The sequence below is a fragment of the Teichococcus aestuarii genome (assembly GCF_003116135.1).
In the GTDB taxonomy this organism is placed as follows: Bacteria; Pseudomonadota; Alphaproteobacteria; order Acetobacterales; family Acetobacteraceae; genus Pseudoroseomonas; species Pseudoroseomonas aestuarii.
In genome coordinates this window covers 264,757-287,829 of sequence record NZ_PDOA01000003.1, presented here as the reverse complement: position 1 = coordinate 287,829, position 23,073 = coordinate 264,757, and the positions used below count along the sequence as shown (strand labels likewise).

General features: G+C 73.8%; 22 protein-coding genes. 7 read left to right on the top strand and 15 right to left on the bottom strand.

The features are described from left to right. Position 1: 1 nt before the first annotated feature. From CR165_RS06790 to tsaD, 4 genes are all read right to left on the bottom strand, one after another. On the bottom strand, positions 2–1,138 hold the full coding sequence (locus CR165_RS06790; RefSeq protein WP_109516210.1) for a THUMP domain-containing class I SAM-dependent RNA methyltransferase: 1,137 nt from the start codon (positions 1,136–1,138) through the stop codon (positions 2–4). 213 nt (positions 1,139–1,351) lie between these two features. Then, complete coding sequence (locus CR165_RS06785; protein ID WP_109516209.1) at positions 1,352–2,344, bottom strand: NAD(P)H-dependent glycerol-3-phosphate dehydrogenase; 993 nt, start codon at positions 2,342–2,344, stop codon at positions 1,352–1,354. Further along, positions 2,341–3,168, bottom strand: coding sequence for a 23S rRNA (adenine(2030)-N(6))-methyltransferase RlmJ (locus CR165_RS06780; protein WP_109516208.1), 828 nt, complete (start codon positions 3,166–3,168; stop codon positions 2,341–2,343). The genes CR165_RS06785 and CR165_RS06780 overlap by 4 nt, the downstream gene beginning before the upstream one ends. Next, complete coding sequence (tsaD, locus tag CR165_RS06775) at positions 3,165–4,244, bottom strand: tRNA (adenosine(37)-N6)-threonylcarbamoyltransferase complex transferase subunit TsaD (RefSeq protein WP_109516207.1); 1,080 nt, start codon at positions 4,242–4,244, stop codon at positions 3,165–3,167. Before tsaD ends, CR165_RS06780 begins: the two co-directional genes overlap by 4 nt. 47 nt (positions 4,245–4,291) lie before the next feature. Here tsaD and hemC point away from each other — a divergent pair, with 47 nt between their 5' ends. From hemC to CR165_RS06750, 4 genes are all read left to right on the top strand, one after another. Continuing rightward, positions 4,292–5,443 (top strand): hydroxymethylbilane synthase, encoded by a 1,152-nt coding sequence (gene hemC / locus CR165_RS06770; RefSeq protein WP_245906184.1) that lies wholly within the window; start codon positions 4,292–4,294, stop codon positions 5,441–5,443. A gap of 4 nt (positions 5,444–5,447) precedes the next feature. Beyond that, entirely contained in the window at positions 5,448–6,275 is an 828-nt protein-coding gene (locus CR165_RS06765) for a uroporphyrinogen-III synthase (protein ID WP_181378028.1), read from the top strand. A 611-nt stretch (positions 6,276–6,886) separates the two neighbouring features. Then, positions 6,887–8,017 carry a COG4223 family protein gene (locus tag CR165_RS06755; RefSeq protein WP_109516204.1) on the top strand — a complete coding sequence of 377 codons (1,131 nt, stop codon included), beginning with the start codon at positions 6,887–6,889 and terminating at the stop codon, positions 8,015–8,017. Continuing rightward, a complete protein-coding gene (locus tag CR165_RS06750; protein WP_109516203.1) occupies positions 8,017–9,267 on the top strand; it encodes a heme biosynthesis HemY N-terminal domain-containing protein in 1,251 nt (416 codons plus the stop codon). Before CR165_RS06755 ends, CR165_RS06750 begins: the two co-directional genes overlap by 1 nt. A gap of 57 nt (positions 9,268–9,324) precedes the next feature. On the opposite strand, the gene CR165_RS06745 is transcribed toward CR165_RS06750, so the two are convergent. From CR165_RS06745 to CR165_RS06715, 7 genes are all read right to left on the bottom strand, one after another. After that, on the bottom strand, positions 9,325–9,765 hold the full coding sequence (locus CR165_RS06745) for a hypothetical protein (protein WP_109516202.1): 441 nt from the start codon (positions 9,763–9,765) through the stop codon (positions 9,325–9,327). Positions 9,766–9,859: 94 nt separating this feature from the next. Then, positions 9,860–11,614 carry a DUF4214 domain-containing protein gene (locus tag CR165_RS06740; protein WP_109516201.1) on the bottom strand — a complete coding sequence of 585 codons (1,755 nt, stop codon included), beginning with the start codon at positions 11,612–11,614 and terminating at the stop codon, positions 9,860–9,862. 61 nt (positions 11,615–11,675) lie between these two features. Continuing rightward, a complete protein-coding gene (locus tag CR165_RS06735; protein WP_109516200.1) occupies positions 11,676–12,452 on the bottom strand; it encodes an urease accessory protein UreH domain-containing protein in 777 nt (258 codons plus the stop codon). Between the two features lie 105 nt (positions 12,453–12,557). Next, positions 12,558–13,457 carry a DMT family transporter gene (locus CR165_RS06730; protein WP_109516199.1) on the bottom strand — a complete coding sequence of 300 codons (900 nt, stop codon included), beginning with the start codon at positions 13,455–13,457 and terminating at the stop codon, positions 12,558–12,560. Between the two features lie 192 nt (positions 13,458–13,649). After that, a complete protein-coding gene (locus tag CR165_RS06725) occupies positions 13,650–14,891 on the bottom strand; it encodes a CaiB/BaiF CoA transferase family protein (protein ID WP_181378027.1) in 1,242 nt (413 codons plus the stop codon). Continuing rightward, the gene (locus CR165_RS06720) at positions 14,888–15,658 is read right to left on the bottom strand and encodes a CoA-transferase (RefSeq protein WP_109516198.1); all 771 of its coding nucleotides are present in this window, start codon (positions 15,656–15,658) and stop codon (positions 14,888–14,890) included. The genes CR165_RS06725 and CR165_RS06720 overlap by 4 nt, the downstream gene beginning before the upstream one ends. Continuing rightward, positions 15,655–16,491, bottom strand: coding sequence for a CoA transferase subunit A (locus CR165_RS06715; protein ID WP_109516197.1), 837 nt, complete (start codon positions 16,489–16,491; stop codon positions 15,655–15,657). Before CR165_RS06715 ends, CR165_RS06720 begins: the two co-directional genes overlap by 4 nt. 96 nt (positions 16,492–16,587) lie before the next feature. Here CR165_RS06715 and CR165_RS06710 point away from each other — a divergent pair, with 96 nt between their 5' ends. Further along, positions 16,588–17,172, top strand: coding sequence for a GNAT family N-acetyltransferase (locus CR165_RS06710; RefSeq protein WP_109516196.1), 585 nt, complete (start codon positions 16,588–16,590; stop codon positions 17,170–17,172). Positions 17,173–17,215: 43 nt separating this feature from the next. Here CR165_RS06710 and CR165_RS06705 read toward each other — a convergent pair whose 3' ends face one another. Beyond that, complete coding sequence (locus CR165_RS06705; RefSeq protein WP_109516195.1) at positions 17,216–17,914, bottom strand: dienelactone hydrolase family protein; 699 nt, start codon at positions 17,912–17,914, stop codon at positions 17,216–17,218. Positions 17,915–18,115: 201 nt separating this feature from the next. On the opposite strand from CR165_RS06705, the gene CR165_RS06700 reads away from it, so the two are divergent. Continuing rightward, the gene (locus CR165_RS06700; RefSeq protein ID WP_109516194.1) at positions 18,116–18,616 is read left to right on the top strand and encodes a flavin reductase; all 501 of its coding nucleotides are present in this window, start codon (positions 18,116–18,118) and stop codon (positions 18,614–18,616) included. Positions 18,617–18,646: 30 nt separating this feature from the next. On the opposite strand, the gene CR165_RS06695 is transcribed toward CR165_RS06700, so the two are convergent. Next, entirely contained in the window at positions 18,647–19,861 is a 1,215-nt protein-coding gene (locus CR165_RS06695; protein ID WP_456316311.1) for a polyhydroxyalkanoate depolymerase, read from the bottom strand. 188 nt (positions 19,862–20,049) lie between these two features. On the opposite strand from CR165_RS06695, the gene CR165_RS06690 reads away from it, so the two are divergent. Beyond that, positions 20,050–20,706, top strand: coding sequence for a glutathione S-transferase (locus tag CR165_RS06690; RefSeq protein ID WP_109516192.1), 657 nt, complete (start codon positions 20,050–20,052; stop codon positions 20,704–20,706). A 13-nt stretch (positions 20,707–20,719) separates the two neighbouring features. Here CR165_RS06690 and CR165_RS06685 read toward each other — a convergent pair whose 3' ends face one another. Next, a complete protein-coding gene (locus CR165_RS06685) occupies positions 20,720–21,898 on the bottom strand; it encodes a BaiN/RdsA family NAD(P)/FAD-dependent oxidoreductase (RefSeq protein ID WP_109516191.1) in 1,179 nt (392 codons plus the stop codon). Positions 21,899–22,121: 223 nt separating this feature from the next. Continuing rightward, positions 22,122–22,979, bottom strand: a complete 858-nt coding sequence (locus CR165_RS06680) for an isocitrate lyase/phosphoenolpyruvate mutase family protein (RefSeq protein ID WP_181378026.1) — start codon at positions 22,977–22,979, stop codon at positions 22,122–22,124. Positions 22,980–23,073: the final 94 nt, after the last annotated feature.

Here is a 23,073-nt window from a genome sequence, read left to right as displayed (position 1 = left end):
CTCAGCCCAGCGGCGCCGTCCGGAACAGCGACACGCGCAGCCCGCCATGCGGCACCGGCGGGCCGCCGGGCAGGAAGGGCAGCCCCGTCGCATGGGCGAGCTTCGGCTCGCTGGTGACGATCCCGACGCGCCAGCCCGTGAAGCGGCTCGTCAGCACCTGCCCCAGGGCGCGGTAGAGGGCCGCCAGCTTCGCCTTGTCCCCGATGCGGGCACCATAGGGCGGGTTGACGATGACCAGCCCCGGCGGCCCCTCGGGCGGCACCGCCTCGCTGACCGTGCAGTGGCGGAACTCCGTGTGGTCGGCGACCCCGGCACGCCCGGCATTGGCGCGGCTCATGGCCACGGCGGCGGCGTCGCGGTCGCTGCCATGGCAGCGGAAGGCCGGCACGCGCTCGCTCCGCACCGCGCGCATCCGCTGCCAGGCATCCTCGTCGAAGGTGGCGAGCTGCTCGAAGGCGAAGGCGCGGTGGCGGCCCGGGTTGAGCCGCGCCGCGATCTCCGCCGCCTCGATGACGAAGGTGCCGGAGCCGCACATCGGATCGAGCACCGGCTCGGCGCCGTCATAGCCGCAGGCGCGCAGGAACAGCGCGGCGAGCGTCTCCCGCATCGGCGCTCGGTTGACCTCCGCCTTGTAGCCGCGCCGGTGCAGCAACTCGCCCGAGGTGTCGACACTGAGGGTGCAGAGGTCGTTCTCCAGCCGCGCCCGCACCACCACCGCCGCCTCCGGCGAGGGCGTCGCGCCCAGCGTCTCGCGGATGGCGGTCTCGATGCGCTGGGCCACGGCGTCGGAATGGTAGAGGCGGGAGCCGGCGCAGGAGGCCTCCACCCGGAACGGCACCTCTGGCCGCAGGACATCGGCCCAGGGCACCTGGCGCGCGCGGTCGTCGAGCTGCGCGAAATGCACGGCGCGGAAGGCGGCGAGCCGCGCCAGCACGCGGCTGGCGCCGCGCACCCAGAGATTGGCCCGCCACACCTCCGGCCAGCCGCCGCGCAGGGTGACGCCGCCCGGCACCACGCGGGGCTGCCGGAAGCCCTTGCCGCGCACCTCCTCGAACAGCGCCGGCTCCAGCCCGGGCACCGTGGCGAGGAAGATCTCGAAATCCTGGTCTCGCGCCGTCGCGCCGGACGCAGCCTTCACCGCAGCACCTTGGTTGTTCGGGTTGCCCGCGCCGGGCGGGAAAGGCGCTGCCTCATGGCAGGGATGGCGGGGGGATTCAACGGGCGGGCATCGGCCAGATGGAGGAGAGAAGGCCAGGGGAATGAATTCCCCTGGAACCCCTTCTTTTTTCTATCGGCCAGATTCGAAAACAGATCAGAAAAAAGAAGGGGTTTGGGGAATTCCTTCCCCAACCTACCCCCCTTCATGCCGCAGGGGCCGCGTCATCAGTTGCGTCACCGCACCGGCCACGTCCGCCTCGCCCGCCAGCACGGCGGCCACGGCGGCGGCGATGGGCATCTCCACCCCCTCAGCATGGGCACGGGCGAGCAGGGCCGGGGCGGTGGCCACGCCCTCCGTCACGCTGTTCCGCTCCGCCAGGATGTCGGCCAGGTGCCGCCCCTGGCCCAGGGCAAAGCCAAGCGAGAAATTGCGGCTGCCGGGGCCGGTGCAGGTCAGCAGCAGGTCGCCAAGGCCGGAGAGGCCGGCCACCGTCTCCGCCCGCCCGCCCAGCGCCAGGGCGAGCCGCCCGATCTCGGCGATGCCGCGCGTCACCAGCGCGGCGCGGGCATTCTCGCCGAGCCCGGCGCCCATGACGGCGCCCGCGGCGATGGCGATGACGTTCTTGGCCGCGCCCCCCACCTGCGCCCCCACCGCGTCATCCTGCCCGTAGAGGCGGAAGGCGGCGGTGGCGAGGCCCGCGATGGCCTGCTCGCGCAGAGCGGGTGGCAGCCCGGCCACCACGGCGGCGGCGGGCAGGCCGGCGGCTACCTCGGCAGCGAAGTTGGGGCCGGTGAGCACCCCCGCCGGCAGGCCGGGACGCACCAGGGCCAGCGTCTCCAGCGGCAGGCGATGCCCCTCGGCGGTGACGCCCTTGGCCGCCACCAGCACGGGGGGAAGCGCGGCGGGGAACCCTTCCAGCACGCGGGCCATGTGCTGCGCCGGCACCACCAGCAGGGCCAGCTCCGCCCCCGCCAGCGTGGTGGCCGGGTCGGCGGTGACGGCAATGGCCTCCGGCAGGCGGTGGCCGGGCAGGTGGGCGGCGTTCTCGCGCGCCGCCTGCATGGCCGCGGCGCGGGCGGGGTCACGCGCCCAGAGCGTGACGGCGGCCCCCGCGCGCGCGGCCTGGATGGCCAGCGCCGTTCCCCAGGCCCCGGCACCGATCACGGCGATGCGGCGCATGCTCATTCCTCGGCGATGCGGGTGACGGAGCAGCCCTGGCCCGGCTCGCCCTCGCCCAGATGCTCCAGCAATGCTTCGAGGATGGCGCGAGCCTCCTCCTCGAAGCGCCAGGGCGGGTTGACCACCACCAGGCCGCAGCCGTTCAGCCGCTGCGGGTCGGTCGGCTCGCGCAGCCACAGCTCGCAGGCGAGGATGTCGCGCACCCCGCTCTCGGCCAGCGCCGTGTGGAAGACGCGCACCGGCGCGCGGTGCTTGATGGGATACCAATGCGCCTGCACCCCGGCGCGGAAGCGGTGCGCCACCAGGGCCAGCCCTTCCGCCATGCGCTCGAACTCGCCCTCCACCTCGAAGGGCGGGTCCACCAGCACCAGCCCGCGCTTCTCGGCGAAGGGGGTGAGGCCGGTCAGCGCCTCCCAGGCGTCGCGCTTGTGCACGGCGGTCTGCGGGTCGCCGCGGAACAGGGTGCGAAGGGTCGCGTGGTCCTCCTCGTGCAGCTCGCACAGCACGAGGCGGTCATTGGGCCGCAGCATCATCCGCACCAGCGAGGGGCTGCCGGGGTAGCGCGGCGGGAAGCCGGCGTTGCGCACCAGCGCCAGCCAGTCGGCCAGCGGCCCCTCGGTGAGGCCGAGCAGCCGGCCGACGCCGCGCCGCCACTCCCCTGTGCGCTCCGCCTCGGAGCCGGAGAGGTCGTAGGCGCCGATGCCGGCATGGGTGTCGAGCACCCGGAAGGGCTTGTCCTTGGCGGCGAGGCGGCGGATCAGCAGGACCAGCAGGGCGTGCTTCATGCAGTCGGCGAAGTTGCCGGCATGGAAGGCGTGGCGGTAGTTCACGCGGCGCGCTCCCCGGTCGGTTCCGCCGAGAGCTCGGCCAGCGGCCAGCGCGGGCGCGGGGCGAAGTCCAGCGGCTCGGTGAGGCCGGCGCGCAGCCGCTCGATGCCGGCCCAGGCGATCATCACCGCATTGTCCGTGCAGAGCCGGATCGGCGGCGCCACCAGCGGCAGGCCGGCGCGCGCCGCCTCGGCCGAGAGCGCGGCGCGCACCCCCTGGTTGGCCGCCACGCCGCCCGCCACCACCATGGCGGTGGCCCCCCCACAAGTGGCATTGGGCAGCATGGCCAGGGCGTTGCGCGCCCGGTCCGCCAGCACGGCGGCGACCACGCGCTGGAAGGCGGCGGCGAGGTCAGCACGGTCCTGCTCCGTCTCCAGCTTCGGCACCATCTGCGCCACGGCGGTCTTGAGGCCACTGAAGGAAAAATCGCAGCCGGGGCGGCCGAGCATCGGGCGGGGCAGGGGGTAGCGCATCGGGTCGCCGCTGGCGGCCAGCTTCTCCAGGGCCGGGCCGCCGGGCCAGGGCAGGCCCATCAGCTTGGCCGATTTGTCGAAGGCCTCGCCCACCGCGTCGTCCAGCGTGGAGCCGAGGCGGCGGTAGCGGCCCAGCCCCTCCACCGCCACGCACTGGCAATGCCCGCCGGAGAGCAGCAGCAGCAGGTAGGGGAATTCCACCCCGCCCTCGACCACGCCCGGGAGCCGCGCCGTCAGCGCATGCCCCTCCAGGTGGTTCACCGCGACGAAGGGCAGGCCGTGGGCGATCGCCATGCCCTTGCCGAAGCTGGCGCCGACGATCAGCCCGCCGATCAGCCCCGGCCCCGCCGTGGCGGCGATGCCGCCCAGATCGGCCGGCGCCACGCCCGCCTGGCCCATCACCTGCGCCGCCAGGGCCGGGAGATGGGCGAGATGGGCACGCGCCGCGATCTCGGGCACCACGCCGCCGAAGGGGGTGTGCTCGGCCAGCTGGCTGCGCACCGCTTCCGCCAGGATGGTGCCGTCCGGTGCCAGGATCGCGGCGGCGGTCTCGTCGCAACTCGCCTCCAAACCCAGGACCGGACCTCTGATAGGCGCCGATTGCATCCGTTCTTGCCTTCCCCAATGCCGGGCGGTGGTTCTATGACGCCCGCATGTCCCTTGCCCACCCCGTCCTGCCGTCTGCCGCGGTGGGCGCTTCCGCTTATGCCCGCGTCGCCGCCCCGGCCGATACCCGGATGGGCGGCGGCCTCCCGGCGGGTTCCCACCCCGGTGCCGCGCCCCCGCCGGGCCATGCGCCGGGCCATGCGCCTGGAACGCTGCGCCAGGGCGCGCCGGTGAAGCCCCATGCGCGGCGGCCGCTGCCGCTGCGCGTCGGCACCCGCGGCTCGCCGCTGGCGCTGTGGCAGACCCGCACCTTCCTCGACCTGCTGCTGCGCTTCTGCCCCGTGCTGCGCAACGCCAAGGCCTTCGAGGAGCATGTCATCACCACCTCGGGCGACCGCATCCAGGACAAGCGCCTGGCGGATATCGGCGGCAAGGGCCTCTTCGCCAAGGAGATCCACGAGGCGCTGCTGGACGGGCGGATCGATTTCGCCGTGCACAGCCTGAAGGATCTGGAGACCGAGCTGCCCCCCGGCATCGTGCTGGCCTGCACGCTGAAGCGCGAGGATGCGCGGGACACGCTGATCCTCGGGCCCAACTGCCCGGCCGTCGATGCCGCCGACCCCTATGCGGCGCTGCCCACGGGCGCGCGCATCGGCACCGCCAGCCTGCGCCGCCAGGCGCAGCTGCTGCACGCGCGGCCCGACCTGCAGGTGCAGATGATCCGCGGCAATGTCGGCTCGCGCCTGGCCAAGCTCGCCGCCGGCGAGGCCGATGCCACGCTGCTGGCCCTGGCCGGGCTGAAGCGGCTGGAGATGGCCGACCGCGCCTCCGTGGTGCTGGACGCCGAGGCGATGGTGCCGGCCGCCGGCCAGGGCATCGTCGGCATCACCGTGCGCGCGGCGGATGAGGAGCTGCACGAGCTGCTCTCCGGCATCGAGGACCGATCCGCGCGCGCCGTGTCCCGTGCCGAGCGGGCGCTGCTGGCGGCGCTCGACGGCTCCTGCCGCACGCCGATCGGGGGCCATGCGCGGCTGCTGCCGAATGGCGAGCTGCACCTGACCGGGCTGGTGGCGCGCCCCGATGGCAGCTTCCTGCTCAAGCGCAGCATCCACGGCGCCGCCGCCGATGCCGGGCGGCTGGGCCGCGAGCTGGGCGAAGGGCTGCGCGCCGACAGCCCCGCCGACATCTTCATCGGCTAGCCCCGTGCGGGAGGCGCCCGCCATCCTGGTGACGCGGCCGGAGCCCGGCTGCGCCGAGACCGCCGCCGCCGTGGCGGCGCTGGGCTGGCGCCCGCTGGCGGCGCCCGCGCTGGTGCTGGCCCCGCTGCCGCCGCCCGCCCTGCCGCTGACCGCCGGGGGCGGCCGCCCCGCCCAGGCCACCCTGCTGCCGAGCCGCGCCAGCGCCCGCGCCCTGGCCGGCTGGCCGGAGAAGGACCGCCTCATGGCCTGCCCCGTGCTGGCGGTGGGCGACGGCACGGCCGAGGAGGCACGCCGCGCCGGCTTCCGCCAGGTCGAGGCGGCCGCCGGCGATGCCGATTCGCTGGCGCGGCTGGCGGTGGCGCGGCTGGACCCGCGGGCCGGCCCGCTGCTGCTGGCGGTGGGGCAGGGCTATGGCGCCGCGCTCGCGGCGGCCCTGCGCGCCGCGGGCTTCGCCGTGCGGCGCCGCGTCGTCTACGCGGCGCGCCCGGCCGCCGCCCTGCCGGAGGAGACGGTGGCGGCACTGCGCGCCGGGGCGGTGCGCGGGGCGCTGTTCCTCTCGCCGCGCTCGGCCCGCCACACCCACTTCCTGCTGCGCCGCGCGGGCCTTGTGGAAACCGTGCGGGAGAGCGTGGCGTTCGCGCTTTCACCACGTATTGCGGCGGCGCTCGCGGGAATGCCATGGCGAGCGATCCATGCTACCCCGGTGCCGGAGCTTCCGGCGCTGCTGGCCCTGCTGGGCCGGCCGCCCGGGGCGTGGCCGGACGCGGCGCCCCCCGGCGCCTCGCCGGGCGGATTGCCAGAACCGGAGAGCGAGGGGCAGGAGAGAGAATGACCGACACGCCGAAAGACAGCCCCAAGGGTGAGCCGGTGACGGGCAGCCGCAACACCCCGCCCGCCAAGGGAAAGCCCGGCCGCGAGAACCCGACCGTGACGCCGCGTGCCTTCAGCGGCATCAACCCGGCCGCGAAGCCCGCGCCGGATGCGGCCCCCCAGGCCGCCCCTGTCCCGCCCCCTGCCACCCCGGCTTCATCTACTCCGGCTTCGTCCACGCCCGCCGCCGCTGCGCCGGGCGCTCCTTCCGCCGCCGCGCCGCACGTCCCGCCGCCTGCGGCCGACGCGCCCCCGGCCCCGCCCGCTCCATCAGCCGCTTCCCCGGCCGCCGCACCCGCCGGCGGGGCCGGCTCCAGCCCACCCGCCGGCGGGGCCGGCTCCAGCCCATCCGCCGGCGGGGCCGGCTCCAGCCTATCTGCCGGCAGGGCCGGCGCCAGCCCATCCGCCGCCCCGGGCGGCAGCACGCCCATCGCACCCGCGCCCTCCGCCCCGCCGGCCACGCCGCCGCAGAAGCCCGCGCCCCGGGCCGAGGCCACCACCCAGGAGACGGTGATTCCGCCTGTGCCCACGCCGCCCCGCCCCGCCACCCCGCAGGACAGCTCCCCCCCACGCATGACCAATCCTTCCGCCCCGCCCGCGCCCACCGCTCCGGCGCGTGGCCGCCTGGAGCATCTGGCCCTGCCCATCGCCGCGGTGAGCGGCGTGGCCGCCCTGCTGGCCATCGGCATCAGCCTGGCCAACCGGCCGGGGCCCTCGGTGGAGCCCGCCCGCGTGGAGGCGCTGGAGCAGCGCCTCTCCGCGCTGCAGCCGGTGCAGGAGCAGCTGCGCGCCCTGCAGCCGCTGCCGCAGCGCCTGCAGGCGCTGGAGAGCGGGCCGCTGGCCCAGGCCGGGCAGCGCCTCGGCGCCGTGGAATCCGGCCTCAGTGAGACCCGGCAGACCGTGGGCGCGCTGCGCGAGCAGGTGCAGAGCCAGCGCAGCGACCGCGAGGCGGTGGAGCGCGCCGCCAATGCCCGCATCGAGGAGGCCGAGCGCGCCTTCTCCCAGCGCATCAGCGGCGCCGAGGCGCAGATCGCCCAGCGCGTGGCCGCCGCCGAGGCGGCGCTCGGCCCGCGCTTCGCGGCGGTGGAGGAGACCATGCGCCAGCGCATCGCCGCCTCCGAGGCGGCGGCGCAGGAGCGGGCCGCGGCGCGCGAGAAGGCGCTGGATGAGCGCTTCTCCGCCCTCGAGGCGCGCGAGAGCCGTCTGGCCAATGCCGAGCAGCGCCTGTCGCGGCTGATCGCCAGCGCCGGGGTGGAGACCGCCCTGGAGGCGGGCCGCCCGCTCGGCCAGGCCCTGTCCGGCCTGGGCGGCGAGGCACCCGCCGCGCTGCGGCGCTACGCCGAGAACGCGCCGCCCACCGAGGCCGCGCTGCGCCTCTCCTTCGAGGATGCCGCCCGCGCCGCCCGCGCCAAGGCCGAGCCCGCCAATGAGGGCCAGAGCGTGTGGGAATCCGCCGCCAGCCGCCTCGGCAACCTCGTCACCGTCCGCCGTGGCGAGAACGTGGTGTGGGGCGATTCGGTGAGCGGCGAGCTGGAGGCGGCCCGCCGCGCCCTGGAGGCCGGCGACCTGCCGGCCGCCATCCGCCGCATCGAGGGCCTGCCCGAGCCGGTGCGGGCGCCGATGAATTCCTGGCTGGAGCAGGCGCGCGGCCTCGTCGCCGCGCGCGGCGCGCTCGGCGAGCTGCGCAGCGGGGGGCAGGGCTGATGCGCCGCGCCATCGGGCTGCTGCTGCTCAGCCTCGTCGCCGTTGCCATCGCCTGGGGGCTGATGCGCCTGGGCGGGTCGGTGGAGCTGCGGGTGGGCGACATGTTCATCGGCATCTCGCTGCCGGTGCTGCTGATCGGCCTCGTCGTGCTGTTCCTGGTGCTGCACGGGCTGCTGGTGGGGCTGCGCGCGCTGATCGGCTGGCCGGCCCGCGCCCGCGCCCGCCGCGCCGCGCGCCGGCGGGAGCAGGGCGACGCGGTGCTGACCCGCGCCCTCGTCTCCCTCGCCGCCGGCTCGGCCGACGCGGCGCGCAGCGAGGTCCGCAAGGCCCGCACCCTGCTGGGCGACACGCCGCAGCTGCTGCTGCTGACCGCCGAGGCCGAGCGCATGGCCGGGCGTGAGGAGGCCGCCACCGAGGCCTTCCAGGCGCTGGCCAAGCGCGAGGATGCCCGCTTCATCGGCCTGCGCGGCCTGCTGCGGCAGGCCATCCAGCGCAAGGACTGGCCCGCCGCCCAGGCGCTGGCGCGCGAGGCCGAGGCCGCCCACCCCGGCGCCGCCTGGCTGCGCGAGGAGCGCGCCGTGCTGGCGCTGCGCACCCAGGACTGGCGCGAGGCGCTGACCCTGGCCGCGCCGGAGACGCCGCGCGCGCCGCTCGCCATGGCCGCCGCCAGCCAGGAGCCGGACGCCGAGCGTGCCGCCGAGCTGGAGCGCCAGGCCTTCCAGGCCGACCCCGGCTTCACCCCCGCCGTGCTGGCGCATGCGAAGCGCATGGCCGCCAATGGCAGCCCGCGCCGCGCCAAGGCGGTGCTGGAGCAGGGCTGGGCCGCCGCGCCGCACCCGCAGGTGGCCGAGGCCTATCTGGAGGGCGAGGCGGACCCGCTGGCGCGGGTGAAGCTGGCCGAGGCGCTGGTCAGCCGCAACCGCACCCATGCGGAGAGCCGGCTGCTGCTGGCCCGCGTGGCGCTGCAGGCCAGCCTGACCGGCCGCACCCGCAGCGAGCTGGAGGCGCTGGTGGAGTCCGGCGAGGCCGATGCCCGCGCCTACCTGATGCTGGTGGAGCTGGAGCAGCTGGAGCATGGCGACAGCCCGGTGGCCCGCGCCGCCGAGGCCAAGTGGCTGCGCGCCGCCACGGCCGCGCCGCAGGAGCCGCGCTGGCGTTGCGGCCAGTGCGGCAAGGTGCACGCGCAGTGGAAGCCGGTGTGCGAGGCCTGCGGCACGGCCGGACGCATCGCCTGGGGCCGCCAGGACTGAGGCGGCGCCCGGGCCTTTGGCCCTTGTCGGGAAAAGCGCGCCGGTGGCGCGCTTTTTTTATCCACGCAGCGGGTTGGCCAGCAGCAGCCCGGCGCGGCGGAAGCTCAGGGAAAGGCCGATCGCCGGACCCATGGCGGCATAGGCGCCGGCCGGTGGCAGCAGGCGGAGAAAGGCGGCCAGCGCCTCCCGCCGCGGGCCACGCTGTGCCAGGGCGAAGGCCAGCAGCAGGGCGGGCTCATCTCCCATGAGGGCCGGATGCACGGTTTCCCCCATCGCGAAACGGTGCCCGCCCAGGCGCATCACCGCGTCCAGCGCCGGCGCGGCCGCCGCCACATTCTCGGCGATGAAGGGCAGCCGTGCCTCGGGCAGGCCGGCCAGCCCGCGGCGCGTGGCGCAGGACCAGCGGCGCATGCCTTCCAGCAGCAGCGCCTCGGGCACGGGGAGGGCGTCGACATGCGCGTCGGTCCAGGGCCAGGTGGGCAGGCCGTGAGTAGCCATGGCGGTCGGGTCTCCCTGGTGGCAAGAGGGTGTCGGGCCAGATTGCCGAAAGTAAGAATTAGTCGCAAGTGACCCTGTGTATCGGCCTGCCCCGTCAGCGCAGGGCGAAGCCTTCCTCCGGCGGCAGGGCCAGCCGCAGCACCAGCTCCACCCGGTCCAGCGCGTGGCTGCCGAGAAGCTCGCTCCAGTGGTTCACGATCTCGGGGGCGGGGTCCCGCTCATGGGTGTTGCGGTAGAGGCTGGCCACGAAGTCGCGGTCGCTCTCCCCGGCGTGGAGGGCGAGGAATTCGGGGCTTTCCAGCAGCGCCTGCGCCACCTCCCATGCCTCGGCCGGCCCGTCGCCCGCATGGCCCATCCAGTGGGCCAGATCGGGAATGGAGGGCGCACGGTTCAGCACCGTGTCGTACAGGGCGGCGATCATCTTCTCCGGCTGCAGGGGGCCTGAGAGGCCGGCGGCGGGCGAGAGGGGCGCCAGCAGCTTCAGGTCCAGCGAGGCCGCGCCCGCGGGCTTGTCCTGTGCCAGGGCCTGCAGGGCCTCGAGCAGCTTGCCGCCATTGGGCAGGCTGAGCTGCTCCAGCGCCTCGCGGTGGCGGAGCAGGCCGTGCAGCAGGCTGCCAAGCTCTGCCTCGGGCTCGCTGCCGGCCACCCAGACAAGGATTCTCCGCTCCTCGCCCGTGCCGCCGAAATCCAGCAGGTAGGAAGCATCGGGCGGCGCCTCGAACTGGGCGAGGCCGGCCTGCAGCCGCCGCTGATCCTCGGCCGATAGCCACAGCAGCCCGCCGGAGGAGAGCGAGGCATGGGCCTCGCCTCCTGCGGTGACGCCGGTGTGCTCCGCCTGCCAGACCAGCTTGAAGCTGTTCAACAGCGCCGGCGCGGCCTGCGCCACGATGTGCAGGGTGTTCTGCACATCTGGCGGTGGCGGCTGGTCAGGCAGCGCCGGAGAACCGGGTTCCGGCAGTGGTGGCGGTGGCGGAGGCGGCGGTGGCGGAGGCGGCGGTGGTGGCGGAGGCGGCGGTGGCGGTGGTGGCGGAGGCGGCGGTGGCGGAGGAGGTGGCGGCGGCGGCGGAGGCGGTGGTGGCGGAGGCGGTGGTGGCGGAGGCGGTGGCGGCGGCGGAGGCGGCGGCGGAGGCGGTGGCGGCGGCGGCGGCGGTGGCGGCGGCGGCGGCGGTGGCGGAGGCGGCGGTGGCGGCGGTGGCGGCTCGATGGCGGGAGGGGCGGGCGTGGTGTCCACGGTGGTGGCGTCGATCACCACGACATCCATCAGGAAGCTGGCATCCTGTCGGCCGTTCGAGACGGTGATCATCACCGGGCGGGTGGTGCCGCCCTCGCGCAGCAAATCCACCCCGTCGCGCAGCTTCAGCACGTCGCCCACCACCTCGAACAGGGCGGAGTCCGGCCAGGCCACCTCATAGGTCAGGCTGCGGATGTCGGTGTCGGAATCATAGCCTTGCAGCCGGCCGATGACGCCGCCCACATCCGTCTCCAGCACCGATCCGCCGGAAGCGAAGAGCAGGCGCCGGGGTGGCGCGTCGTCGATCCCCAGCAGCGTGACGGACCAGCTCTGCGTCGCGTCCTGCCAGCCACTTTCCGTGCGCACGGAAAGACCGAACCGGAAGACGGGGTTCGTGGCGCTGGCCTCGGCCTCGCGGTCGAAGACCATGGCGGGCACGATGGTGACGGTGCCGGTCAGCCGGTCGAGCGTCGCCTCGAACAGGCGGGCCGACTCGCCGATCAGCCGCACCTCCAGCGGGTTGACGATGCCGGAGAGGTTGAGTGTCGCTACCCAGTCGCCGGGGCGGCCATTCTCCAGGATGGTGTTCGGAACCTCGCCGGAGACCAGCAGTGCCAAGCTCCCCTCCCTCCTGCCATGGCGTCGGGCGGGAGAGTCGGGGGCGGCGGGTAAAGAAATCCTAAGAAAGCGGTGCCTGCACCAGCCGCCAGGCCAGCGCCGCCAGCATCAGCGCGTTGAGGCCGAACAGCGCGGCGCCCGCCGGGCGCAGCCAGGGCCCGCTGCGCCGCCCGAAGAAGCGGCCGAGCAGCGCCACCCCCACCAGGGCGGGCACCGTGCCGGCGCAGAAGGCCAGCATGGCCAGCGCCCCGCCCAGCGCGCTGCCTGTGGCCGCCGCGCCGGCCAGCGCGCCATAGAGCAGGCCGCAGGGCAGGGCGGAGAGCATCAGCCCCAGCGCCACGCCGCGCCAGCCATCGGGCGCCGCCAGCAGGGCGCCGAGATGCCGCGAGAGGAAGCCCGGCAGGCGCGGGGCGGGCAGGCGCGGCAGCCACCGGCCCAGGCCGTGCGCCAGCCGGGCCGAGGCCTGGCCCAGCATCAGCAGCGCCGCCAGCAGCAGCAGCGCCGCCAGCGACAGGCGCAGTGCGCCCGGCACGCTGCCGCCTTCCACCAGCGCGCCTGCCAGCCCGGCGCCACCGCCCATCAGGGCACCCAGCAGCGCGTAGCCCAGCATCCGGCCGGCGTGGTAGGGCAGCAGCGCCGCACCGCCGAGCCGTGCCAGCCGCCCACCCGCCGCCGCGCGCGGCGACACGGCCGCCGCCTGCGCCAGCACGAAGGGCGCGCACATGGCGGCGCAATGCGTGGCGCCCCCCGCCAGCCCCGCCAGGAACAGCGCGCTCATCAGCGCGGCTAGCCCGCCAGGGCCAAGCGCGGTCAGGTCATGCAGGCAATCGGCGATCATGCCCCACATTCTGCCGCGCCGGGCGCCGCGCCGCGTTGCGCCAGATCAAGCGGCGCGGCGCCGCAGGGCGCCAGATCAAGCGGCACGATGCCGCAGGGCGCCAGATCAAGCGGCGCGGCGCCGCAGGCGGCCATCCAGCACCATGAAGCCGAGCGCGATCAGCGCCATGCCGGCCAGGTGCCGCGGCAGCAGCGCCTCGCCCAGCACCAGCACGCCGAGCAGGATGGCCATGACCGGGACGAGTTGCGTCACCAGCGCGGTGTTGGTGGCACCCGCCTCGGCCAGCAGGCGGAAGAACAGCGCATAGGCCACGCCGGTGGAGATCAGCCCCAGCGCCAGCACCGCCAGGATCACCTCCGGCCCCGGCAGCGGCAGGTGCCAGGGCTGGTCCAGCAGCAGCACCAGCGGCAGGGCGAGCAGGATGCTCGCCGTGGTCTGCCCGGCCGCCGCCGCCAGCGGCGGCACGCCCATCCGCCGGAAGCGGCGGCCCCACACGCCGGCGCAGGCATAGCTGAGGCAGGCGCCGAGCCCCGCCAGGATGCCCGGCAGCTCCGCCCCCGTGCCGAAGGCGGCTGGCCCGGCCAGCACCGCCACCCCGCCCAGGCCGACCAGCACGCCAGCGAGGCGGTGGCCGCTGAGCTTCTCGTCCGCCGTGGCGAGATGCGCCACCACGGCGGTCAGCACCGGCGTCGCCGCGTTCACCACCGAGGCCAGGCTGCTCGGGATGCTCTGCTGCGCCCAGACGATCAGGCTGAAGGGGATGAGGTTGTTCAGCAGCGCCATGCCGAGGCAGGCCAGCAGCACCGGGCGGCGCAGCGGCAGGCGCTGCCGGTTCAGCGCCAGCAGCAGCCAGAGCAGCGCCGACGCCAGCACCACCCGCGAGAGCACCACGGTGAAAGGCGGCCAGGCCCGCCCGGCCACCGCCATGAAGAAGAAGCTGCCGCCCCAGGCCAGGGCGAGCAGGAGGAGCAATCCCCATTGGCGGGGGGTGAGCGGCGCGTTCATGGGGAGATGTTCTGGAACCAAAGGAGGATGGCCGCACTCCGGGGAGTGCGGCCATCTGAAGTCTTCTGAGGATTCTTCTTTTTCTGAAGAAAAAGAAGCAAAAAGACTTTGTCAGTTTGGCGTCACGCTCTCGGCCAGCGCACCGCCAACAGGCAAAAGTTTTTTGGTTCTTTTTTCTAAAAAAAGAACGACTTACCTCTTCTTCTCGATCAGCACGCCTTCCGCCTTCAGCGCGGCGATCTCCTCGGCGCTGTAGCCATGCGCGGCCAGCACGTCCTCGCCATGCTGGTTGAAGGCGGGCGGGGCGGCGCGCGTGCCGCCCGGCGTGCGGGAGAGCTTGATCGGCGTACCCAGGGCGCGGAACTCGCCGAGTTGCGTCACCATCTCGCGGTGCGCGGTGTGCGGGGCGGCCAGCGCCTCGTCCACGTTCAGCACCGGGCCGGCGGGCAGGCCGGCGGCCAGCAGGCGGTCGGAGAGGTCGTGGCCATCCTCGGTGGAAAGGCGCTGCTCCAGGATGGCGGCCAGCGCCTCGCGGTTGGTCACGCGGTCGCCATTGGTGCGGAAGCGCGGGTCCTCCGGCAGCCCCTCCAGCCCGAGGAAGGCGCAGAACTTGCGGAAGGCCGGGTCGTTGCCGCAGGCAACGAAGATCTCGCAGGTCGCCGTCTTGAAGGCCGAGTAGGGCGAGATGTTCGGGTGCGGGTTGCCGGTGGCCTTGGGGCGCTTGTCGTTCAGCAGGTAGTTGGCGGCCTGCGGGTGCAGCAGCGCCATGCCGCAATCGTGCAGCGTCATGTCCACATACTGGCCCTGGCCGGAGCGGGCCCGCTCCTGCAGCGCCATCAGGATGCCGATGCTGGAGTAGAGGCCGGTGGCGAGGTCGACGATCGGCGTGCCCATGCGCACTGGCGCCGTCTCCGGCGTGCCGTTGATGGACATGAGGCCCACCATCGCCTGGATGATGGCGTCATAGCCCGGCAGCCCGCCGCGCGGACCGGTGGCGCCGAAGCCCGAGACGCGGCAATGCACGAGCTGCGGGAACTTCTTGCTCAGCACCTCCTCGTAGCCCAGCCCCCACTTCTCCATCGAGCCGGGCTTGAAGTTCTCCACCAGCACGTCGGCATCCTCCAGCATCCGCAGCAGCACGGCGCGGCCGGAAGGCTTGGCGAGGTCGAGCGCGATCGACTTCTTGTTGCGGTTGACGCCGATGAAGTAGCTGGCGGCATCGCCCTGGAAGGGGGGGCCCCATTCCCGCACCTCGTCGCCCTGCGGCGGCTCCACCTTGATCACCTCGGCGCCATGGTCGGAGAGGATCATGGTGCAGTAGGGGCCGCCGAGGACCCGGGTCAGGTCGATCACCTTCAGCCCGGCCAGCGCGCCGGCGGAGCGGGCCAGGCCGGCGCCCGTGGGGGAATCGTTGGTGGGCAGGGCATCGGTCATGCGGCGGCGTCCTTCTTCTCGGCTGCGCCGAAGACCCGGGCGCAGAATTCGGGGTAGGTCTCGATCATCTCGTCCCGCACCGGGCCGCGCAGCAGGGCGAGCTGCTCCGGCGTCGGGTCCGGCGTGGCGGGGAGATGGGCGGGCTCGTCATAGTCGAAGCCGGTGGCGGCGCGGATGCTGGCGACATCCTCGCCCGGATGGGCGCTCTCCAGCGCGAAGCGGCCGCGCGCGGGGTCGAAGCGGAACACCGCGCGGCCGGTAACCAGCGCCTGCGCCGTGCCGCGGCGGAACACGCCGGGGGCGGAGAGGCCGGGGGCGGAGATGTTGTCCACCTTCTCCACCAGTACGCGGGGCGAATGCTCCTCGCGGAACAGGATGGTGCGCGGCGTCATCATGTACATGAAGGCGCTGCCGAAGCTGCCGGGGAAGCGCGCCCCCGTGCCCGGCCATTCGCCGGTGCCGATCAGGTTGATGTTGGCCTGCCCGTCTATCTGCCCGCCGCCCAGGAAGAACAGGTCGATCCGCCCCTGCCCGGTGAGGTCGAACAGCTCGCGCGAGCCCTCGGTGAAGGGGTTGCCGCTGCGCTTGTGCAGCAGGGAGAGCCGCACGGGGTGGCCGGACTTCTTCACCAGCCAGCAGGCGGCGGCCGGGATGGGCGAGGCGGCGCCCACCGCGATGTGCCGCGCGGGCGGCGCGGCCGGGTCCAGGATCAGCCGCGCCAGGGTGGCGGCGAGGCGTTCCTCGGGCTTGATCTCGGGGCCGCTCATGCCAGTGCCTCCTCGTGCTGCTCGGTGACGTGGCGCGCCAGCCAGGCCTGGAAGCCTTCCTCGGTGCGGGCGGCGCGGGCGTATTCGGCGATGAAGCCGGCATCCACGCCGTATTCGTCGAGCAGCGCCACGGGCTGCGCGCCGCGCGGGGCGAGGGCGATGCCGCTGATGTAGGTGGCGCTGATGGTGCCGGGGGCGAGGCGCTCATCCTCCAGCAGGTTGCCGTCGTGCAGCCGCTCCACCGTGACGAAGGTGGCCTTCGCCGCATGGGCGATGGTGGCGCATTCCCGCCGCCGCCCGAGCCAGACATTGCCCTCGCGGTCCGCCATCGCGGCGTGGATCAGCGCGAAGTCGGGGGAGAGGGCGGGCAGCAGCACGACAGGATCGCCGCCGCCGGCGAAGGGGTTGTCGATGACGCGCCAATCCGGCCGGTTGGCCAGGATGTCGCTGCCGATCAGCCCGCGCAGCGGCATGAAGGGCACGCCCTTCTCGGCCGCCTGCAGCATGGTGTGGATGGCCGGGCAGGTGGCGTCCCGCACCGTGATCCGGCCTTCCTTCAGCGCGGCGGTGAAGCGGGGGGCGAAGCCGGCCTCGCCGAGGCTGACGGCGCTGGTCTGCACCTCCGCCACGCAGCCGGCGCCGATCAGGATGTCGGTGGCGAAGCCCGAGACCGGCACACCCAGCAGCCGCAAGCCCCGCGCGCCGCGGCGGATCAGCGCCTTGGCCAGCGCCACCGAGGGCAGGGAATTGTCGGGCGGCAGCGCCACCATCGCGCCGTCCGGCACGCGGGCGGCGAGGGCCTCCGGGGAAGCCTCCAGGGTCTCAGGGTTCATGGGCCGGTTCCTCCGGCGCGCACCATAGACCCTTCGGGGCGGAGGGGGAGGGGGGTGGCTGGCGGATCGGCCGGCGCCGGGGCTAGGCTGGACCGCATGGCGACGAACCCGCCCACCCTGCACACGCCGCGCCTGCGGCTCCGCCCCTGGCGGGAGGAGGACCGCGCCGCGCTGGCCGCACTGAACGCCGACCCGGCGGTGATGCGCCACTTCCCCGCCCCGCTGGACCGCGCCGCCTCGGATGCCTTCATGGACCGGATGGCGGCGCATCTCGATGCGCATGGCTACGGCTTCTGGGCGGTGGAGCGGCTTGGGGTGCCGGGCATCATCGGCCTGTGCGGCCTGGCCCGCCTTGCCTGGGAGAGCATCCCCTGGGAGGCGCCGGCCGACCCGCCGGTGGAGATCGGCTGGCGCTTCGCCACCGCCTTCCAGCGCCAGGGCCTGGCCGAGGAGGCGGCACGGATCGCGCTGGCGCATGGCTTCGGCCCGCTGGGGCTGGCGGAGATCGTCGCCTTCACCGTGCCGGAGAACATCCGCTCCTGGTCGCTGATGGAGCGGCTCGGGATGCGCCCCGCCGGCGTCTTCGGCCACCCCCGCCTGCCGGAAGGCCACCGGCTGCGCCGCCACACGCTCTACCGCCTGCGCCGCGCCGACTGGATCGAGGCCCACCTCGGCGGCTGAAGGGAAAGGGGAGGGCGGGGCACGCCCCCCCCCCGATGCGGGCTCAGCCCAGGCAGCGCGCCAGCAGCTCGGCCGTGCGGCCATTGGCGATGGTCGCCGCCCGCCCGTCCCAGGAATGGCCGCCCATGCGGGCGAAGGCGTGGTCCACCCCCGGATAGACATGCGCCGCCACCTCGGGCTTGCCCTCGACACCCGCCAGGATCGCCTTGCGGGCCGCCTCCGGCACGAACTTGTCCAGCTCGGCGATGTGCATCAGCAGCGGCCTGGTGATGCGGTCCTTGCCCTCCAGCAGCCCGTCGATGCCGACGCCGTAGTAGGAGATATTGCAATCCGCATCCGACTCGGTCGCCATCATGAAGGCGAGCCGGCCGCCCAGGCAGAAGCCCATGGTGCCCGCCTTGCCGTTGCAGCCGGGCATGACGCGCACGGCCGCCAGCGTCGCCTTCAGGTCCTCGATGCCCTTCTGCTGGTCGAAGGCGTTCATCAGGGCGAAGGCGCGGTCCCACTCCTCCTTGCTGCCATCGGTGAGCTGGATGCCCGGCTCCTGGCGCCAGAACAGGTCGGGGCAGATGGCGATGAAGCCCATGTCCGCCACCCAGTCGGAGAGCGACCGCATGGCATGGTTCACGCCGAAGATCTCCTGGATCATCACCACCGCGCCGGCCGGCACCTGCTTCGGCATGGCCAGGTAGGCCGAGAAGCTGCCGCTGCCGTCGGTGGCCTGGATCGTGATTTCGGGCATGTGCTTATCCTGACTCGCGGTTCCGGAGCCGGCAGGATAGCGGGATGGGGGCCGGACGGAAGCGCCCGCCGCTTCAGTCTTTCGCCATCCGGCCCAGGCTGGCCGGGCGGCACGCCGAACCCCCTGGAACAGCCTGTCCGGGTGGTTTGCAGAAAGCCCGCATGGCACCATGTGCTGGCGTAGTCTGAAGGTGCCCGCAGCATGCCCGTCTCCCGCCCCGATTTCCGTGAAGCCATGGCGCGCCTGGGCGCGGCGGTGAGCCTGATCACCAGCGACGGCGCCGGCGGCCGGGCCGGGCTGACCGCCAGCGCCGTGTGCAGCGTGACCGACGACCCCGCCACGCTGCTGGTCTGCATCAACCGCAACAGCGGCCAGAACGCCGCCATCAAGGCCAATGGCGTGCTGTGCGTGAACGTGCTCTCGGCGGGGCAGCAGGAGCTTTCCAACGTCTTCGCCGGCTTCACCGGCGCGCTGACGGCGGAGCAGCGCTTCGCCCACGGCGACTGGACGACGCTGGAGACCGGCGCCCCCGTGCTGGCCGATGCCGCCGTGGCGCTGGACTGCGCGATCGACGAGGTGCTGGAGAAGGGGACGCACAGCGTGTTCTTCGCCAGCATCCGGGCCATCCATCTCGGCGCGCCCGGCCCGGCGCTGATCTGGTGGCGGAGGGACTACCACCACCTCGGCCATCCGGCGCTCTGAGGCGGGAGGGGGCAGCCCCCTCCCGCCCTGTCAGGAAGCGGCCTCGATGGTGTCGCGCACCAGCGGGTAGACCTCGTTGGCCCAGCGGCGGCCGCTGAACACGCCGTAGTGGCCGGCGCCGGTCTGCAGGTGGTTGTGCTTCATGGTGGCGGGCAGGCCGGCGCAGAGGTCGAGCGCCGCCGCCGTCTGGCCGATGGCGCAGATATCGTCCCGCTCCCCCTCCACGGTCAGCAGGCGGGTGCGGCGGATCAGCTCCGGACGCACCAGCCGGCCGCGGTAGTGGAACTGGCCGAGCGGCATGTGGTGCTCCTGGAACACCGTGCGGACGGTCTCCAGGTAGAACTCGGCCGGCAGGTCCATCACCGCCAGGTATTCGTCGTAGAAGCGGCGGTGCGCGTCGGCCAGCTCGGAATCGCCGCCCACCAGGTTGCGGTACTGCTCCAGATGCGCCCGCACATGCCGGTTCATGTTCATCGACATGAAGGCGGTGAGCTGCAGCGCGCCGGGATAGACCTTCCGCCCGCCACCCTGGAAACGCCAGGGCACGGTGTCCACCAGGTTCTTCTCGAACCATTCGATGGTGTTGCCCTGCGCCAGCTCGTTCACCTTGGTGGGGCTGATGCGGGTGTCGATGGGGCCGGCCATCAGCGTCATGCTGCGCGGCGTGGCGGGGTTCTTCGCCTCCGACATGACGGCCACCGCCGCCAGCACCGGCACGGCCGGCTGGCACACCGCCAGCACATGGCCGCCCGGCCCCATCTCCTCCTGGAAGCGGATCACATGGTCGATGAACTCGTCCATGCCGAAGCGCCCGGCGGAGAGGGGCACGTCACGGGCATTGGTCCAGTCCGTGATGTAGACGTCGTTCTCCGGCAGCAGCACCTGCACCGTTCCGCGCAGCAGGGTGGCGAAGTGGCCCGACATGGGGGCCACCACCAGCACCTTGGGCTGCGGGATGTCCACATCCTTGCGGAAGTGCAGGAGGGTGCCGAAGGGGGTGCTGTAGAGCGCCTCCTCCTCCACCGCGATCTCCTGGTTGCCGACCTGGACGCTGGTGAAGCCGAAAGGAGGCCGGGTGTGGGTGATACCGCTGCTGCCCAGGAGCTCCAGCGCGGCGGTCATCTGCCGCAGAGCGAAGGTTTCCGGCCGCCCGGTGTCGAACTGCCGCAGCACCGCTCCGGTTCCCCGGGCAAACATCCGGATCGGTGTCATCAGGTCCTGCTGGGCCTGATAGATCTGGTACATCATCCGCTGGAGCCTCTCCCGCGTCCATGCCTTGCCCAAATGGCCAGCATCTTGCCCGCCGCCCCAGCGAAAGGTAACGAAAATGTTCCTTCGCCGCGAGGGGGGATGTTGGTTGGGCATATATTGCCATTCCGTCAAGACCGTGGCGCGCCTAAGGTTGCATCCTCACGGTTTCCGGAGGCGGTGCCATGGTCCAGTCCCGGCTTCTCATCAGCAGCCGTAACTACTCCTCCTGGTCGCTCCGGGGCTTCCTGCTGTGCCGGCTGGCCGGCATCCCCTTCACGGTGCAGGTCGCGGCGGCGGACGACCCGCAGGCCCGGGCCGAGCTGCTCTCGCGCAGCTCCACCATCCGGCTGCCCTGCCTGCTGCAGGGCGAGATCGCCATCTGGGACACGCTGGCGATCGCCGAGCACCTGAACGAGGCCTACCCCGGGGCGCAGATGATGCCCGCCCAGCGCCTGGCGCGCGCCCGCTGCCGCTCCATCTCGGGCGAGATGCATTCGGGCTTCGCGGCGCTGCGCGCCTCGCTGCCGCTGAACATGCGGGCGCGCCGGCCCGGCTTCACCCTCTGGTCCGGCCCGCGCGCCGACATCGCGCTGATCCAGGAGATCTGGCAGGACTGCCTCGACATCTGGGGCGGGCCGTGGCTGTTCGGGGACCGGCCCAGCGTGGCGGACGCCATGTACGCCCCCGTCGCCAGCCGCTTCCTCACCTACGACGTGGCGCTGAACCCGGATTGCGCCACCTACCGCGACCACCTGCTCGCCTGGCCCGACATGGCGGAGTGGATGCAGGAGGCCGAGCAGGAGCCGGAGGCGATCGAGGAGCTGGAGGTGGAGTTCTGAGCGGCGGCGGGCGCTACAGCGCCTCGCCGGCGCACCAGCCGCTCGCCCAGGCCCATTGGAAGTTGTAGCCGCCGAGCCATCCGGTCACGTCCACCGCCTCGCCCACGACATGCAGGCCGGGCACGGTGGTGGCCTCCATCGTGCGGGAGGAGAGGGCGGCGGTGTCCACGCCGCCCAGCATCACCTCGGCCTTGGCGTAGCCCTCGGTGCCCGAGGGGGTGAGGCTCCAGTGCGCCAGGCTGCCGGCCACGCGGCGCAGGTCGCGGTCGGTCTGCATGGCCATCGGCCGGTCGGGCAGCCAGGCGGCGGCCAGCGACTGCGCCAGGCGCTGCGGCAGCAGCTCGGCCAGCACGGTGCGCGGCTCCGCCTTCGGGCGGGCGGCCTTGCGCGCCACCAGCAGGTTCACCGCGTCCTCCGCCCCGGGCAGCAGGTTCAGCGCGATGGCCTGCCCCTCCCGCCAGGCGGAGGAAATCTGCAATATCGCCGGGCCGGAAAGGCCGCGATGGGTGAACAGCACCGCCTCGGGGAAGCTGTGCCGCCCGAGCCGCGCCACCGCCGGCAGCGCCACGCCGGAGAGCGGGCGCATCAGTTCCAGCACCTCGCCGGCGAAGGTGAGCGGGACGAGGGCGGGCCGGGTTTCCGTCAGCGGCAGCCCGAAGCGGCGCGCGATGTCCAGCGAAAGGCCGGTGGCCCCCATCTTCGGGATGGAGAGGCCGCCCGTGGCCAGCACCAGGGCGGGGGCGGTGAAGTCGCCGCGGTCGGTCTGCACCCGGTAGTGGTCGGCGCGGGAGACATCCGTGATGCGGTGGCCGAGGCGGATCTCCACCCCCGCCGCCGCGCACTCGGCCAGCAGCATGGCGACGATCTCGCGCGCTGAATGGTCGCAGAAGAGCTGGCCCAGCGTCTTCTCGTGCCAGGCGATGCGGTGCTTCTCCACCAGCGCCAGGAAGTCGGCCGGGGTGTAGCGCTTCAGGGCGGATTTGCAGAAATGCGGGTTGGCGGAGAAGAACCGCTCCGGCCTGGTGTCGCGGTTGGTGAAGTTGCACCGCCCGCCGCCCGAGATGAGGATCTTCGCGCCGGCCTGGGGGGCGTGGTCCAGCACCAGCACGCGCCGCCCGCGCTGCCCGGCGCGCAGCGCGCACATCAGCCCGGCCGCGCCGGCGCCGAGGATCACCGCATCGAAATTCCGCATGGAGGCGGGCTTTAGCCGCTGGCGGCGCGCAAAGGAAGCGCGGGCGGAGGCCGCGGAGGGCCGCCCGACTTATCCCCCGATCCCGTGGATGAGGCTGGGGATAAGTGGCGGCATAGGATGGGGACAGCGGTGGGGCGCCGAGCAAAGCAGCAGCGGGGAGCAAGGGGTTTGCCCGAAATCCCCGATTCTTCGTTGCGATAGTGTACCATTAGTGCCGCCAGGCTCAGGCTGGCCGGGACGGCTGGAGGAAGGCGCGCCCGGCCGCCGCGTAATCCTCCGCCCGCAGGGCACGGCGCAGCAGGGCCGGGTCGTTGGCCGCCGGGGCGTCCCCCTGGCGCAGGGCGCGCAGCGTTTCCTCCACTGCCCGCAGCGCGGCGGGGAAGCTGTGGTGCCCCTGCAGCATCACCCGCACGCCCAGCCCGGCCAGGGTGGCGGCATCGCCCAGCCCCTCGCGGCTGCCGCCCACCAGCAGGGGGATGTCCACCGCGGCGCGCAGGGCGGCGAGCTGCGCCAGATCCTGCACGCCCGTGAGGAACAGCCCGTCCGCCCCGGCGGCGGCATAGGCGCGGGCGCGCTCCAGCGCATCCTCCAGCGTGGTGGCCGAGAGCGCCCCCGTGCGCGCCACCACGCAGAGCGCGGGGTCGCGCCGCGCGGCCAGGGCGGCGCGGAGCTTGCCCAGCCCCTCCTCCAGGCTGACCAGCCGCGTGGCGCTCTCGCCGAAGGGCTGCGGCAGCAGCGTGTCCTCCAGCGTCAGGGCGGCGGCGCCGGCGGCCTCCAGCTCCTCCACCGTGCGTGCGGCGGAGAGGGCGTTGCCGAAGCCATGGTCGGCGTCCACCAGCAGCGGCAGCGGCCCGGCGCGGGTGATGCGGCGCACCAGCCCGGCCAGTTCGGTCAGCGTCATCACCATCAGGTCCGGCGCCGCCAGCACCGCCGCCGAGGCCACCGAGCCGCCAAGGATGCCGCATTCATAGCCGATATCGGCGGCGATGCGGGCGGTGGCGGCGTCATAGACCGAGGCAGGGTGCACGCAGCCGGGGCCGGCGAGCAGGGCGCGGAAGGCGTCTCGGGGCGTGGCGGGCATGGGCGGTTTTCTTCCCTGTGGCGTGTTCTGGCCGCCGCAGCATGCCGCAGCCAGGCCGCGCCGGCCATGCGGCGTGCCAGCCGCTTGCCGGCCG

What these genes read in the sequence shown, in the direction of transcription:
- CR165_RS06730 (WP_109516199.1), bottom strand. Translation starts at nt 13,457, where the DNA reads ATGAACGCGCCGCTCACCCCCCGCCAATGGGGATTGCTCCTCCTGCTC.
- CR165_RS06750 (WP_109516203.1), top strand. Translation starts at nt 8,017, where the DNA reads ATGCGCCGCGCCATCGGGCTGCTGCTGCTCAGCCTCGTCGCCGTTGCC.
- CR165_RS06725 (WP_181378027.1), bottom strand. Translation starts at nt 14,891, where the DNA reads ATGACCGATGCCCTGCCCACCAACGATTCCCCCACGGGCGCCGGCCTG.
- hemC (WP_245906184.1), top strand. Translation starts at nt 4,292, where the DNA reads ATGTCCCTTGCCCACCCCGTCCTGCCGTCTGCCGCGGTGGGCGCTTCC.
- CR165_RS06695 (WP_456316311.1), bottom strand. Translation starts at nt 19,861, where the DNA reads ATGTACCAGATCTATCAGGCCCAGCAGGACCTGATGACACCGATCCGG.
- CR165_RS06685 (WP_109516191.1), bottom strand. Translation starts at nt 21,898, where the DNA reads ATGCGGAATTTCGATGCGGTGATCCTCGGCGCCGGCGCGGCCGGGCTG.
- CR165_RS06680 (WP_181378026.1), bottom strand. Translation starts at nt 22,979, where the DNA reads ATGCCCGCCACGCCCCGAGACGCCTTCCGCGCCCTGCTCGCCGGCCCC.
- tsaD (WP_109516207.1), bottom strand. Translation starts at nt 4,244, where the DNA reads ATGCAATCGGCGCCTATCAGAGGTCCGGTCCTGGGTTTGGAGGCGAGT.
- CR165_RS06745 (WP_109516202.1), bottom strand. Translation starts at nt 9,765, where the DNA reads ATGGCTACTCACGGCCTGCCCACCTGGCCCTGGACCGACGCGCATGTC.
- CR165_RS06705 (WP_109516195.1), bottom strand. Translation starts at nt 17,914, where the DNA reads ATGCCCGAAATCACGATCCAGGCCACCGACGGCAGCGGCAGCTTCTCG.
- CR165_RS06710 (WP_109516196.1), top strand. Translation starts at nt 16,588, where the DNA reads ATGGCGACGAACCCGCCCACCCTGCACACGCCGCGCCTGCGGCTCCGC.
- CR165_RS06690 (WP_109516192.1), top strand. Translation starts at nt 20,050, where the DNA reads ATGGTCCAGTCCCGGCTTCTCATCAGCAGCCGTAACTACTCCTCCTGG.
- CR165_RS06720 (WP_109516198.1), bottom strand. Translation starts at nt 15,658, where the DNA reads ATGAGCGGCCCCGAGATCAAGCCCGAGGAACGCCTCGCCGCCACCCTG.
- CR165_RS06785 (WP_109516209.1), bottom strand. Translation starts at nt 2,344, where the DNA reads ATGAGCATGCGCCGCATCGCCGTGATCGGTGCCGGGGCCTGGGGAACG.
- CR165_RS06735 (WP_109516200.1), bottom strand. Translation starts at nt 12,452, where the DNA reads ATGATCGCCGATTGCCTGCATGACCTGACCGCGCTTGGCCCTGGCGGG.
- CR165_RS06715 (WP_109516197.1), bottom strand. Translation starts at nt 16,491, where the DNA reads ATGAACCCTGAGACCCTGGAGGCTTCCCCGGAGGCCCTCGCCGCCCGC.
- CR165_RS06755 (WP_109516204.1), top strand. Translation starts at nt 6,887, where the DNA reads ATGACCAATCCTTCCGCCCCGCCCGCGCCCACCGCTCCGGCGCGTGGC.
- CR165_RS06700 (WP_109516194.1), top strand. Translation starts at nt 18,116, where the DNA reads ATGCCCGTCTCCCGCCCCGATTTCCGTGAAGCCATGGCGCGCCTGGGC.